Annotated in this window: 13 protein-coding genes and 1 tRNA gene; 8 read left to right on the top strand and 6 right to left on the bottom strand. The window is 43.2% G+C overall.

Annotated elements, in window-relative coordinates; all coding sequences use genetic code 11:
• Positions 1-15 precede the first annotated feature (15 nt).
• A complete protein-coding gene (locus BSG1_RS16700; protein WP_006838349.1) occupies positions 16-555 on the bottom strand; it encodes a DUF6944 family repetitive protein in 540 nt (179 codons plus the stop codon).
• Positions 556-711: 156 nt separating this feature from the next.
• Here BSG1_RS16700 and BSG1_RS20995 point away from each other — a divergent pair, with 156 nt between their 5' ends.
• Positions 712-855, top strand: a complete 144-nt coding sequence (locus BSG1_RS20995) for a hypothetical protein (RefSeq protein WP_156791517.1) — start codon at positions 712-714, stop codon at positions 853-855.
• Between the two features lie 491 nt (positions 856-1,346).
• On the opposite strand, the gene BSG1_RS16705 is transcribed toward BSG1_RS20995, so the two are convergent.
• Both BSG1_RS16705 and BSG1_RS16710 read right to left on the bottom strand, forming a co-directional pair.
• Positions 1,347-2,273: a hypothetical protein gene (locus BSG1_RS16705; protein ID WP_006838350.1), complete on the bottom strand. Its 927-nt coding sequence runs from the start codon at positions 2,271-2,273 to the stop codon at positions 1,347-1,349.
• A 182-nt stretch (positions 2,274-2,455) separates the two neighbouring features.
• Positions 2,456-2,529 (bottom strand) — tRNA-Arg (locus BSG1_RS16710).
• 161 nt (positions 2,530-2,690) lie between these two features.
• On the opposite strand from BSG1_RS16710, the gene BSG1_RS16715 reads away from it, so the two are divergent.
• On the top strand, positions 2,691-3,710 hold the full coding sequence (locus tag BSG1_RS16715; protein ID WP_006838351.1) for a permease: 1,020 nt from the start codon (positions 2,691-2,693) through the stop codon (positions 3,708-3,710).
• 10 nt (positions 3,711-3,720) lie between these two features.
• Positions 3,721-4,620, top strand: coding sequence for a TIGR03943 family putative permease subunit (locus BSG1_RS16720; RefSeq protein ID WP_006838352.1), 900 nt, complete (start codon positions 3,721-3,723; stop codon positions 4,618-4,620).
• Positions 4,621-4,871: 251 nt separating this feature from the next.
• Here the strand turns inward: BSG1_RS16720 and BSG1_RS16725 are convergent, their stop codons facing one another.
• Positions 4,872-5,891: a DUF3231 family protein gene (locus BSG1_RS16725; RefSeq protein WP_044023067.1), complete on the bottom strand. Its 1,020-nt coding sequence runs from the start codon at positions 5,889-5,891 to the stop codon at positions 4,872-4,874.
• A gap of 178 nt (positions 5,892-6,069) precedes the next feature.
• Here BSG1_RS16725 and BSG1_RS16730 point away from each other — a divergent pair, with 178 nt between their 5' ends.
• From BSG1_RS16730 to BSG1_RS21000, 4 genes are all read left to right on the top strand, one after another.
• A complete protein-coding gene (locus BSG1_RS16730; RefSeq protein ID WP_006838354.1) occupies positions 6,070-6,408 on the top strand; it encodes a metal-sensitive transcriptional regulator in 339 nt (112 codons plus the stop codon).
• Between the two features lie 12 nt (positions 6,409-6,420).
• Positions 6,421-6,627, top strand: a complete 207-nt coding sequence (gene copZ / locus BSG1_RS16735; protein ID WP_006838355.1) for a copper chaperone CopZ — start codon at positions 6,421-6,423, stop codon at positions 6,625-6,627.
• A 75-nt stretch (positions 6,628-6,702) separates the two neighbouring features.
• Positions 6,703-9,126, top strand: a complete 2,424-nt coding sequence (locus BSG1_RS16740; protein WP_006838356.1) for a heavy metal translocating P-type ATPase — start codon at positions 6,703-6,705, stop codon at positions 9,124-9,126.
• A 12-nt stretch (positions 9,127-9,138) separates the two neighbouring features.
• Positions 9,139-9,285 (top strand): hypothetical protein, encoded by a 147-nt coding sequence (locus BSG1_RS21000; protein WP_006838357.1) that lies wholly within the window; start codon positions 9,139-9,141, stop codon positions 9,283-9,285.
• 43 nt (positions 9,286-9,328) lie between these two features.
• Here BSG1_RS21000 and BSG1_RS16745 read toward each other — a convergent pair whose 3' ends face one another.
• A complete protein-coding gene (locus BSG1_RS16745; RefSeq protein ID WP_006838358.1) occupies positions 9,329-9,733 on the bottom strand; it encodes a VOC family protein in 405 nt (134 codons plus the stop codon).
• Between the two features lie 180 nt (positions 9,734-9,913).
• On the opposite strand from BSG1_RS16745, the gene BSG1_RS16750 reads away from it, so the two are divergent.
• A complete protein-coding gene (locus BSG1_RS16750) occupies positions 9,914-10,885 on the top strand; it encodes a nuclease-related domain-containing protein (RefSeq protein WP_006838360.1) in 972 nt (323 codons plus the stop codon).
• A 555-nt stretch (positions 10,886-11,440) separates the two neighbouring features.
• On the opposite strand, the gene pepF is transcribed toward BSG1_RS16750, so the two are convergent.
• Positions 11,441-13,252: an oligoendopeptidase F gene (gene pepF, locus BSG1_RS16755; RefSeq protein WP_044023068.1), complete on the bottom strand. Its 1,812-nt coding sequence runs from the start codon at positions 13,250-13,252 to the stop codon at positions 11,441-11,443.
• Positions 13,253-13,300 lie beyond the last annotated feature (48 nt).

A 13,300-nucleotide genomic window follows, 5' to 3' on the forward strand; every position in this document is an offset into this window, starting at 1 on the left:
TTTTTCGTATATAAATTATGGAAGTGTTTCGACAGAGCTGCTCAGTGCACTGAGCACACCACCTATGGCCTGGATCCAACTTCCGATGGAATTAAGGTGCTGTCGCTTTTCACCTTCCAATTCAAAGATGCCAGAAATGGCCTGCAAGGAATTGCCGATCACCCCAAGCAAATTTCCATAAAGAGAGAGGAGTGCTTCTTCTGAAGGAATAGAATCCCAATTATCTGCGAATGCAGATGCAGCGCCAAGAGCCTGCAGGAGATCGCCCTTGATCACAAGTTCATCTTGCACAGTGCCTTCTGTCAGAAGCACTGCCCCAACTTCAAGCGAATTGCCGATTGCCTGAATTTCATTTCCTATTTTAGACAGGGTGGGCTCTTTTTCGCTATCAGCCGCCAAAGCGCTCCCTGAGGCCTGCAGGAGGTTGCCGATTAGGTTCAAGTTTTCTGATTGTTCTTCACCGATCCTGAGCGATGAAGTACTGCTGATAGCAGAAAGAACCGTACCTATTGCCTGTATCCATCCACCGATATACCCTTTGGTTTTTCTGTCCACTGTACACACCTTCCGTCAATCCGCCGCTTCATTAGCAATTATTTACCCAGTATATGACACCCCTGAGGCGCTAGGTACAGAGAGCATAATTTATGTAAATGTCACAGCAGGAATTGTGTGAATCATGTCGAATCGTCATAATATGGAGGTGGTAGGATGGAGCAGGTTACAAAGAAATGGATTTGCTCTAAATGCAGGAAAGAGATTTTGGATGAGATAGAATTCATAGACAATGGGGGCGTATGCGATGATTGTTACAGCATCCCAGTCATGAAAAGAATCGGTCGGATCAGAAGATAATTAAGACACGGAAGGAATTTAGCAGTGGCAGTTCGAAATGATTTAATAGTAGAAACATGAGTGTGGCATTCTTGAGGTAATCATGAATTCACGCTCTTTTTTATGCTCTTTCTTAGAAATTGTTGCTTTATATATAGGTTATTGATTTACGCTCCAGGTGCGTGACTCCGCGGGGCTGGGTTACGTTCCAGTGGGTACGTAACCTCGGGCGCTGGACCTAGACGTCCGCTAATCCCGCAAGAGGTCACTCACCTTTCGCTTCAAGCAACTTGGTAATATAGAAGGAGGGGCATCACTATTTAAAACCCTCCACGGTACGAAAAATTGTGCCCCATAGCACTGAGCATAACCTTAAGATTTTAGTAGAGACCAAGTGTGTAATCTCCCGGTATCCTCATGCCATCCCAACTGGCAGCATTCTGTTGAAGAAAAAGCTGCCTGCATAATGCAGACAGCAACCAGGATTATGGAAGCAGGTGAGGAGAAAATTATTATCTTTTGCCAAACAATCCTCCAATGATGCCTGTTCCACCTGTACCCGAAGAAGAACCCGAGTCAGAAGATCCGTCAGAGGAACCTGAGCCCGAAGAATTCCCGGTATCGGAAGACCCTTCAGTAGTTCCCGTATCGGAAGAAGATCCAGAATCAGTAGTGCCCTCAGAAGTCCCCGTACTGGAAGAAGTTCCTGAATCGGCAGAACCGCCAGCAGTGCCCGTATCCGAAGAACCGCCGGATTCACCAGTGCCACTTGTACTACCTGAATCGCTAGAACCGGAGTCATTCATGCTGCCGGCTGCCCCCGATTCTCCTGCCCCTGATCCAGCCGTTCCAGAATCAGTTGAAGTATTTGTAGAGCCGGAATCCCCACTAGAACTTGATGCCTCAGTCTCGCTGCCTTGTTTGCCTGTACTTGAAGGTGAAGCGGTTGTTGCATTTTCATATGTACCGTTTACCCCTGAAGGGCGATCGGTGGCTGAGGTTTTAGCGGAAGCAGCGCTCTTGTACTTTTCATAGGCTTCTTTACTGATTTCTAACTTGAATTGGTGAAGCTTTGACTCCCAAGACTGTTGGTACTTATCAACCTTGTAGGATACAAACTTTTTGACTAAGCCCTGCATGTTTTCTTTGAAACTCTGAAAATTTCCCATGCCTGGATTACCGATTGAGTAATGGGCTTCCAAGAGGTCTTTCATTGTTTTCCAGTCTTGTGATGTGGATGTCGAAGGTGAGGAATAAGTTTGATTGCCGCTTGCGTCGTCTTTTTCATTAACGGAGTATCTCTCATTAGCTGAAATAGAGTTGGAATTTTGTTGTGGGTTGTCATTGGAGTAGGTTCCGCTGCTATTTCTGGCATAGCTTGATTGCTGCTTCTGGTAATAGTCATAAGGTGTAACAGATTTACTATTACTTACTTGCATTGTTTCATCTCCTTCCTAATTCTATTATAATTCTAGAAGGTGAAATCGGGAATAAAATAATGGTGTATATTACCTAAAAAGGAGAAGTAATACCTATAAGAGTTATAATTGTAGAGTAAAATGCACATAAAAAAAGAGCGGGAATCCTGCTACAACAAGGATTCTCGCTCTTCTTTTTTTTACGTCCCAGGCAAGATTTGAACTTGCGACCTACAGCTTAGGAGGCTGTTGCTCTATCCAGCTGAGCTACTGGGACACAGGAATTTATTATAAGGGGTAATCGAAAAAAGGTCAATCTATTGAGCCCATGTAAAGATAATAGAATAAATTTCTTCTATTAAAATTATCATAGATTTTAAGGACAGGCATAGTATATAATTAAAACGAAATCATTACGATTAAAAAAGGAGTCTATAAATGAGTTCAATTCGTATATTGAGCCAGGAACTGCTTGGCCTCCTGTTGTTTATTCTGTTCATAGGGTTGTTCCTGGTTGGTGATAAACTAAAGGTTTTCCTGCCTGACTTTATGCTGGGATCGAATTTCAGTAACATGACTATTATTTTTCTTGGTATATTGCTGGAGGCCATTCCCTTTATATTAATAGGTGTCTTCGCTTCTGCCCTGATCCAGGTGTTTGTTTCCGAAGATTTGTTGAAGAAGCTTGTTCCTAAACGTTTTCCGTATCTTGCGCTTTTTCCCGCAGTTTTGGTGGGAGCACTGCTGCCGATATGTGAATGTGCCATTGTTCCGGTTGCAAGGCGTTTAATCAAAAAGGGTATCCCTGTTCATCTGGCTATTGTCATCATGGTGACTGCTCCGATCCTCAATCCAATAGTATTTGCTTCTACTTACTATGCGTTTCAGAATAACTTGACTATCGTCTTTGGTCGTATGGGAATTGCAGCAGTAGCAGCTCTGATTATTGGGGCACTGATATATAAACTTTATGGGAAAAGAGAATCTCTTCGATTCAGCAAAGAGGAGAGTCATCATAATCACGATCACTCTCATGACCACCAGCATGGTTCCAATAAGTTCATGCAAACGATCGTTCATGCAAGTGACGAATTTTTTGATATGGGGAAGTTTCTGATAATCGGTGCCCTTATTGCTGCGGTTTTCCAGACGTTCTTGGACAGAGGGACCTTGACAGCTATAGGGTCAAACGAAATCTTCGGACCGGCTGTCATGATGAGCTTTGCGTATATCGTGTCCCTATGTTCAGAAGCGGATGCATTCGTTGCTTCATCATTTGGCACTCTCTTTACTTCAGGTTCCCTGCTTGCATTCCTGGTTTATGGGCCGATGATCGATTTTAAGAATACATTGCTGATGCTGGCATATTTCAAGAAACGCTTCGTTCTGCTGTTTATCGGAGTGGTTACTGTCGTTGTCTATACTTGCACTTTGCTGTTTCAATTTTTTATAGGATAGGAGGGGGACAATGAAATCAAGTCAGTTTCATACATATATCAGAGGAATTATTTTAATTGGTTATGCATTGCTGATCCTGAAGCTTTTTTTAACCTTTGATATGGTAAATTTCGTTGCAAGCAAGATGCATGGGTATATGTACTTTGCACTCGGAGTGTTTATATTTCTTGGTGCGGTCCAGATTATCCGAGGTACGTCATCATCTACTAAATCTCATGACTGCGGATGTGAAGGCCACGAACCGCCGAAAGGGTTTATAAAAACTACAGTGGTGTACAGCCTTTTTGTCATTCCGGTGATCATGGGCTTCTTGCTGCCGGATAATCTGCTGGATAGTTCGGTTGCGGCCAAAAGAGGGGTTAAGATTGGAGACAGTATGTTTACAGCCCCGCCTTCTTCCGGCAAAACAGTTGTAGAAAAAGAAGAACAATCTGAGGAACCTGAGGGGGATTCCAACGAACCGGAACTGGGAAGCTACGAAGATTTTCCGATAGAACCAGATTTTGAAAAGCTGAAGGAAATTGTTTTTGACAGGGAAAAGATCATTGTCAGGGATGAGCAGTTCATCCAAACGCTCAGTATCATCGATGAAAATCTTAATGAATTCACAGGAAGAGAAATACAGCTGACAGGCTTTATTTATAAAGACGAAAGTTTTGTTGAGAACCAGGCGGTCATTTCCCGGTTTACTGTGACTTGCTGTGTCGCTGATGCAGGGGTATATGGGCTTTTGACGGAGGATGATGAGCTTGCCGCTCTCGAACCAGATACATGGGTTAATGTAAGCGGAGTGATTGAGAGTGTGGACTTTCATGGCAACATGATGCCAGTCATCGTCAACCCGGTGTTCGAATTGATCGAAGCCCCTGAAAACCCTTATGTTGAGGAATTTTTCATTAAAATAGAATGAGCAAACTAACAAACCATCGGGAGAATTTTTCCGATGGTTTGTTATTGTTAAGCTATTTTTAGTATTTCAAGGTTTTATCCCTCAAATTGAGATAATCTTTGTCGTTATAACCATTGATTTGCTATGCAATTGTTTTCACTCCTTATGTAAAAAAGTCTTAACTAAACATCTCGTAATCGTTACGGTTTATGGATAGTAATTATTTCGTTTTGAGTGTGTAAAAAAGCTGCCCATATGGACAGCTGGTTATATTAATTGTTCTCCCTCACCAGCTTATTGCGGTCCGGAGACTGTGGCGGCTCCTCCAGCCAACCGTATTTCACCATAATATCAGCACCGCTTTTACCAAGCCTTCCGGTTTCAAGAGCCATGCGGAAGTAGTTATTAGCAATATCAAGTCTCATGCTGGCGGAAGCGGCGATACCGTAATTGCCCATTCCGACGTTGGTGATAAGGGTAACTAGAAACATCATCAGTTTTTCAGAAAAAACAGGAACAGTAGAGTCCTGAACGTTTGTATCCCATGACATCGGTGCTTGCATATCATTATCTACAAGAGTGGTGGTAAAGACTTTAATATGTTTCTGCGCCACCTTCCGAGCTCTTACCATATAATCCTTAACGTCTGTCGTTCTGGCCATTTGGGCGAAACTTGTGGAAAGCATGCTTCCGAGTAAATTTGTTTCTGTATTCATGAATAAATGCGAGATTTCGATGGCGTTTAAGGGGCGCTTGTCAGTAAAAGGGTTTAAACTTGCACTGAAATAACTCTTCTCGTCAACAAAGTCAATTTCTTTTGGATAAGGTATATAAGGGGGTCTGACTAAAATCCCCTTTTTTACTGCTGTCTGAGTCGTCTTTTTGTACAAATCGCTAGTAAAGGTTAAACCTTCTTGATAAAAATCCACTATATCCTGGCGAACGGCCAAGGACAGAGCCGCGCTGTAAGTAATCATTCCGACTTTGGCCATCTGTCTCATGAACATTAAATAAAACATATCTGCATACATCCTGGGGGTATCCGGATAAACATCTTCATCGACTGAAAAGCCGACAGGATTGGGAATCTGCTCCTCACTGTATAGTTTCTTTAAAAAGTTAATATGTTCCAAGGAAGCATTTTTAGATAATTGAAGAAGGGGGGTGATGTCGGGATCTTCACACTTCGCTAAGAAATATTCAAATATACATAAAGAAGAGGTGTCATTTTGAAAGGTTGTCCAGAGAGTCGCCAACTCACCAGAAGTCAGTTTAGTTGAATGATTAGACATAGATAAGTCCTCCGAAAGCTTAGACATGTAGTGTTATTATTTTATTTATCGGGTAAATACATGTACATATAACCCACATTTTTGAGAAATAATTCACAGAAGAGGTTAAAAAATTTACTTTATAGCCTTTACATACTATAGGGGGGTATAGTAAGGTTGATATAAGGGAGGTGACGCAATGGTATCGAACCCGGAAGAATTGGTTGAAGTCGATTCATGTTGCTCATCAGATGAAGACAGAAAAAGCCATCATTCAGATAAAGTGAAAAGCAATTTGGTCACAAGGCTTAATCGGATTGAAGGACAGATTCGCGGAATCAAGAGACTGATTGAAAACGATACGTACTGTGATGATGTCATTACCCAGATTTCAGCTACACAGTCTGCAATGAATAGTGTTGCAAAAATCCTACTTGAAGGACATATGAAATCTTGCGTACTTGAAAGAATACAGGAAGGTGACACGGAAGTATTGGATGAAGTGCTTGTCACTATACAAAAATTAATGAAGAAATAAGGAGATGTTAAGATGGAAAATGTTACTCTAAATGTCACTGGGATGTCTTGCGGACATTGCGTAAAAGCAATTGAAAAAAGTGTTGGTGAGCTGAATGGAGTCCAATCTGTAAAAGTACTTCTGGATTCTGGAAAAGTCGATGTCTCCTATGATGGTAGCGAAGTAACACTGGATACCATAAAAGAAACAATAGACGATCAAGGTTATGACGTTCAATAAGTTCTGAAACGTGCCTAAAGAGGCGCGTTTCTTTCGGAAATCAATATACCCTATATAGGTATAAGGAGGGTTATCATGAGTGACAATATAAAGGATATGAATTATCAAGTGACAGGGATGACCTGCGCTGCCTGTGCCTCCAGAATTGAAAAAGGATTGAAAAAAGTTGAGGGAGTCAATGATGCAAATGTCAATCTTGCATTAGAAAAGGCCTCTGTCAAATTTGATTCTTCTGTCACGTCACCACAGGAGCTGCAGAAGAAAATAAAAGATCTTGGTTACGATGTTGTTACCGAAAAAGCTGAATTTGATATTACAGGTATGACGTGTGCTGCCTGTGCGACCCGAATTGAGAAAGGCCTGAGCAAAACGGACGGAGTCTCCAGCGCAAACGTTAATCTTGCCCTGGAAAAAGCGACTGTTGAGTATAATCCTGCTCTTATCACTCCTTCGGATCTTATAAAAAAAGTCGATAAACTTGGATATGGAGCCAGGGAAACCGCTGAAAAGAACCCTGAAGAGACAGCGGACCACAGGGAAAAAGAAATACAAAAGCAGCAAGGGAAATTTCTCTTTTCCGCCATCCTGTCATTACCGCTCCTATGGGCGATGGTCAGCCATTTTGAATTCACCTCATTTATTTATTTGCCAGATATGCTGATGAATCCGTGGGTTCAGTTTGCATTGGCAACGCCGGTGCAATTCGTTGTCGGAAAGCAGTTCTATGTCGGTGCATACAAAGCTTTGAAAAATAAAAGTGCCAATATGGATGTTCTGGTTGCATTAGGTACATCAGCCGCTTATTTTTACAGTTTGTTCTTATCAATACAGTCAATAGGAACAAACGACGGAATGACTGAGCTCTATTTTGAAACCAGTGCCATTTTAATCACATTGATTATCCTGGGTAAGCTGTTTGAAGCAAAAGCAAAAGGAAGATCTTCTGAAGCGATTAAAAAGCTGATGGGTCTGCAGGCGAAAACAGCAACAGTACTTAGAAATGGTCAAGAAGTCGAAATTCCACTCGAGGAAGTAACTGTCGGAGACGTTGTATTTGTGAAACCGGGTGAAAAAGTACCAGTTGACGGTGAAGTGCTCGAAGGTCGTTCTGCCCTTGATGAATCGATGCTGACTGGGGAAAGTGTTCCTGTCGATAAGGCGGTTGGAGATGAAGTCATTGGTTCCACCATTAACAAAAATGGATTTCTTAAGATTAAAGCAACAAAGGTCGGAAGAGATACTGCGCTTGCCCAGATTATTAAGGTGGTAGAAGAAGCGCAAGGATCAAAAGCACCAATCCAAAGGATGGCAGACCGGATATCAGGAATTTTCGTTCCGATAGTGGTTGGTCTGGCGGTCATTACCTTTTTAATTTGGTTCATCTGGATCACTCCAGGAGATTTTGCGGAAAGCTTGGAAAAACTGATCGCAGTCCTTGTTATCGCTTGTCCATGTGCCTTAGGGCTCGCAACGCCAACCTCCATCATGGCAGGATCTGGACGTTCAGCAGAATTCGGGATTCTCTTTAAAGGTGGAGAACACCTTGAAACCGCTCATACGATTACTACGGTTGTCCTGGATAAGACAGGAACAGTCACCAATGGTAAACCCGTTTTGACAGATGTGATCTCTGATGGGGACGTAAATGAAGCAGACTTCTTGAAATTGGTAGGGGCTGCCGAACGTCATTCTGAACACCCATTGGCTGTTTCCATTGTTGATGGGATCAAAGAAAAAGGAATCGAGATCACGTCGGATGCAGATTTTGAAGCGATTCCGGGATTCGGGGTGTCAGCAATGGTCGATGACCGTAAAGTGCTGATTGGTACGAAAAAACTAATGGATCGAGAAGCTATAAGAGTAGAAGAAGCTGTTCTGCGAACCAAGAATGATCTGGAAAGCGAAGGGAAAACAGCGATGCTGGTAGCGATAGATGGCGAGTATGCCGGATTGATCGCTGTGGCCGATACTATAAAAAACACTTCGAAGGAAGCAGTCAACCGCTTGAAAGAGATGGGACTCCAAGTGATCATGATGACAGGCGATAACCACCAGACAGCCGAGGCCATTGCAAAAGAAGCTGGTATCGAGAATGTCATTGCGGAAGTCCTGCCCGATGGAAAGGCGGAGGAAGTTAAGAAACTTCAGGCTGAAGGCAAGAAAGTAGCAATGGTTGGAGATGGTATCAATGATGCTCCTGCATTGGCGGTTGCCAACATCGGTATGGCAATCGGTACGGGTACAGATGTGGCGATGGAAGCAGCAGATATCACATTGATCCGGGGAGACCTTAACAGTATCGCCGACGCCATCTATATGAGTAAGAAAACGATAAGAAATATCAAACAAAATCTGTTCTGGGCATTTGCCTATAACACATTGGGCATTCCGGTAGCAGCGATTGGGCTGCTTGCTCCTTGGCTTGCGGGAGCAGCGATGGCATTCAGTTCAGTGTCAGTTGTCTTGAATGCATTAAGACTGCAAAGAGTAAAACTGTAGGGGGAATATATCTTGAAGAAGTGGGTTATTGCTGCTGTCGTTTATCTGTTGCTGGTCATTGCAGGGTATACGATGTATGACCAATTTAATGATATCGATACTGATTCCCATGAATCTGATCATTCTGCCTCTGTTCAGGTGGAATCCCAGATTAGTTAGGCTAGCACACAAGCAGGCGTTTCTGCTTGTGTGCTTTTTAATATTACTTTGTATAGTTCAAATCCCAAGTGATGCCATAAGGATCTTTAACTTTAGCGAATTTTGCACCCCAGAACGTATCCTGAAGTTCCATATGTACCGTGCTTTTATCAATCAGTCGATCGTAAACCTTTTGGATTTCCTCTTCACTTTCAAATTCCAAAACCAATGAAATGTTGCTTCCTGCCTGGACTTCGCTTCCTGGAAAAGTATCAGAGACCATCAGCAGCAGGTCACCTTTCATAAACCGTGCATGCATTATTTTTTCATCGATTTCCGGTGGAGTCGGGTAATCCGCCTCCCCAAATGTTTGAGTCTGGGTGATGTCACCTTCAAGCACTTCTTTATAGTACTCCAGTGCTTCTTTCGCATTGCCGTTAAACGTTAAATAAGGTATAGCCTGTTTCATCCTCAACACTCCTTTTTAAGGTTCTAACATTAGTATAGACAAAAAAGTTCGGAATTACAAGAACGTATGTTCTGTTTTGTATATCTCCTGAAAGTAATTTTAAAAGAAATAGTAGCATTGAAAATGATGCAGGAAAATCAGCTTGGGAAGCTGAATTAAACGTTTGAAAGGAGTGATGTAATGATAATCAAACCACGTAGTATCCCCCTGGAACTTTTGCAGCTGCAAGCACTGGATGAAAGACTGGCTGAAACCCATATTGCTAAGAAGCTGGTCTGTGAGGCACTTGGCCGGCGAATGGCAGGGTATAAAGGAGAAGTAAGCTTGAATTACCCCCTTAGCTATTTATCTACGGAAGATTTTTTCATTCTTCACAACGTCCGTCTCTTCGATGGTAGCCACTACTTTCAAATTGACACCCTTATCTTAACAGTGAAGTTCATTCTTATAGTAGAGACCAAAAATATGACAGGGGTTCTGTATTTTGATACAGAGTTCAATCAACTCATCAGGACGAATGAAAAAGGGGAAGAAGGCTTTTCGGACCCATTGCTGCAAGTCAAGCGCCATAAAATCCAATTAAGGAAATGGCTTGCAACCCTCAAATTATCTCACCTTCGAATTGAAACGTTAGTAGTCAGCAGTAATTCCCGCACTATTCTTCAATCTTCCTCAGATACTGTCCACAAAAAGGTTATCCACAGTGGACAACATCCATTTCAATTTGATGCACTTCAGGAAAAATATAAGCGAGAACACCTTCTAAAGGAAGAAGCAATGGGGTTGGCAAATGAGATCGTTAAACAACATATACCACTGCAAGTGGATGTACTTAAAAAATTCGGAATTAGCCCGGATGAATTGATCAAGGGTGTGAAGTGTCCGCATTGTGAGTGTTTGCCTTGTAAAAGAGCATATGGGAAGTGGGTATGCGAGAACTGTGGCGGAGAATCCAAAGATGCACATATCGCTGCTTTGAGGGATTATGCGTTGCTGCTGGGGACTGAGGTTACGAATGGGGAAGTGCGGGAATTTTTGAGAGTTGATTCTGGAGCTACCATTAATAGGGTTCTTACATCTGCAAATTTTCCATCGAGAGGGACTCGCAGGTGGAAGGTATACTCCTTGAAAAATCTAATAAATGAGGATTAACCCCCTCTCGTATGTGACTTAAAAATAAGACTGAACGATCAAAAATGTAGTCGTGGATAGTTGCAGGCATTAACAGTGAAAACCCTAGGCCAAAGCCTGGGGAGACAAACTAAAGTTAGTCACTTTAGAACTCCCGAGAAATGTAGTCGTTGATAGAACGCTCCGACTCGTCGATAGATTACAAAAACCGTTGATAGCCTCGGCCAACTCGTCGATAGAATAACGAAAGTCGTCGATAGAGCCTCAACCTCAGGTGTCCACACCATCCAATCTTTGCAGGAACATCTTAAACCCCAGGCCAAAGCCTGGGGAGACAAACTAAAGTTAGTCATTTTAGAACTCCCGAGAAATGTAGTCGTTGATAGAATGGGGAAAGTCGTTGATAGAACGCTCCGACTCGTCGATAGATTACAAAACCCGTTGATAGCCTCAGCCAACTCGTCGGTAGAATAACGAAAGTCGTCGATAGCGCCTCAACACCAGGCCCCCGACCATCCCACTTCAACGACACTCAAACTAAAACCCCCAGGCAAAAGCCCGGGGGTAATAACAAACCTATTCATAACTCTCTTCAAGCTCGTCGATCAGCGAGCCAACATACGCCACAGCTTCACGGATGTTATCCGGATCCGACATGTCGACGCCTGCTTCTTTGGTCAGTTCAAGCGGTGTTAAGGTGCCGCCTGCTTTCAGGACATCGAGCCAGCGGTCGACGGCAGGCTGTCCTTCGTCGATGATCTTTTTGGAAACTAGGGTAGAGACGGTCAAGCCTGCTGAATAGGTGTATGGATACAGGCCCATGTAGTAGTGAGGCTGGCGCATCCATGTTAAGCTTGCGCCTTCGTCGATTTCCACAGTGTCTCCCCAGAATTTTTTCAGGATATCGGCTTTTTGTTCAGAGAGGACACTGGCGGTCAATGGTTCACCATCTTCGACGAGGCCGTATACTCTGCGTTGCAATTCTCCTTCCAGCAAGTGTGTCACGAAGTTGTGGAAGTACGTACCGAGCAGCTGCAGGATGACCCAGCGTTTCGTGCGTTTGTCGTTGTCTTTTGATAATAAATGGTGGCCCAGCAGCATTTCATTCATGGTGGATGGTGCTTCGATGAAATAGCGGGAAGCACGTGTGTTGGTCATCCGCTGGTTTTTACCCGCGAGATAGAAGTGGCCGGCATGTCCAAGCTCGTGGGCGAGGGTGAATGTCCCTCTCATGGTATCTGGCCATGTCATCAGTACGTATGGGTGGGCCCCATAAGAACTGGAACAAAAAGCTCCTGTCGATTTGCCGACATTGTCTGCGTAGTCGACCCATCGTTCGGAAAGGGCCTTGTCAATCATTTCATTATACTCATCTCCCATGACCTGCAATGCATCTTTTACCGTTTTTGCACCTTCTTCATAGCTGGTTTCAATTTTAAAATCAGGATCAAGGGGTGCGTGTAAGTCAGCAAAGGTAAGATTATCAAGGCCGAGTTGGCGTTTTTTCAAGCGGGCATATTTTCTCATGTGTGGCGCGAGTTCTTCCTGTATGATGTCCAGCTGGTTGTTGTACATTTCTTTTGTGACCTGCTGGGGTGCCAGGAGCATGTCCGTAACAGAATCATATTTTCTTAGTCGCGCAGTGATGACTTCCTGATTGACCTGAGTGGCATATGCAGCAGCAAATGCATTCTTATACTGCTGCAGTGTTTTAATGAATGATTCATAAGAATTTCTGCGAATTTCTGCAGAAGGGGATGAGCTATACTTTCCTTCATAAAGGGCAAAAGAGAGAGGGAGCTCATTTCCTTCTTCATCAATAAAAGAGTCGAACTGCATGTCCGATAGTTTACCGCGGTTGTATATATTATAAGGTGCCGAGAATACAGACCCGAGAGCTGCGAGTGTTTCCTCCGTTTCCTCGCCAAGCGTGTGCGGCTTTCTGTCCTGCAGGTCATGGAGATATTTTGTGAAAGACGCTAAGCCTTCTTCTTCCTCTAGAAAAGTGTTTAATTTCTCTTTAGGCAGAGCAATGATTTCCGTTTCGACAAAAGCAAGGGACGCGTTGATTCTTGAGCCGGCTTCCTCCGCTCTTGCAGCATCTTTCTGGCTGGTTGTGTCGGTATGGTCCGCTGTTTGTTTCAGTGAAGCATAAGAATACACAAGGGTAAAACGCTTTAGGAGTTCTTCTTTAGCTTCCAGGCACTGAAGCATGACTTGACCGCTTTCATGAAGCCGGTTTTTAAATTGTGTCACAGATTTTACATCTGCTTGTACCGCCTGCAATTCTTTTTCCCACTCTTCTCTGGAAGAGAAAATGTCACGTAAATCCCATGTTTGTTTTTCTGGTACATCTTCACGTCTCATACGGTTATGTTGGTTTTCCATTTTTTCAGCCTCCCAGCATTCTTTTTTTTTGCCTGATATTCCCGTCAT

Origin of the sequence: Bacillus sp. SG-1 (assembly GCF_000181495.1) — a bacterium.
In the GTDB taxonomy this organism is placed as follows: domain Bacteria; phylum Bacillota; class Bacilli; order Bacillales; family Bacillaceae_B; genus Rossellomorea.

Coding starts and splice junctions, on each gene's coding strand:
- BSG1_RS20995 (WP_156791517.1), top strand. CDS start 712: ATGGAGCAGGTTACAAAGAAATGGATTTGCTCTAAATGCAGGAAAGAG.
- BSG1_RS16705 (WP_006838350.1), bottom strand. CDS start 2,273: ATGCAAGTAAGTAATAGTAAATCTGTTACACCTTATGACTATTACCAG.
- BSG1_RS16715 (WP_006838351.1), top strand. CDS start 2,691: ATGAGTTCAATTCGTATATTGAGCCAGGAACTGCTTGGCCTCCTGTTG.
- BSG1_RS16720 (WP_006838352.1), top strand. CDS start 3,721: ATGAAATCAAGTCAGTTTCATACATATATCAGAGGAATTATTTTAATT.
- BSG1_RS16725 (WP_044023067.1), bottom strand. CDS start 5,891: ATGTCTAATCATTCAACTAAACTGACTTCTGGTGAGTTGGCGACTCTC.
- BSG1_RS16730 (WP_006838354.1), top strand. CDS start 6,070: ATGGTATCGAACCCGGAAGAATTGGTTGAAGTCGATTCATGTTGCTCA.
- copZ (WP_006838355.1), top strand. CDS start 6,421: ATGGAAAATGTTACTCTAAATGTCACTGGGATGTCTTGCGGACATTGC.
- BSG1_RS16740 (WP_006838356.1), top strand. CDS start 6,703: ATGAGTGACAATATAAAGGATATGAATTATCAAGTGACAGGGATGACC.
- BSG1_RS16745 (WP_006838358.1), bottom strand. CDS start 9,733: ATGAAACAGGCTATACCTTATTTAACGTTTAACGGCAATGCGAAAGAA.
- BSG1_RS16750 (WP_006838360.1), top strand. CDS start 9,914: ATGATAATCAAACCACGTAGTATCCCCCTGGAACTTTTGCAGCTGCAA.
- pepF (WP_044023068.1), bottom strand. CDS start 13,252: ATGGAAAACCAACATAACCGTATGAGACGTGAAGATGTACCAGAAAAA.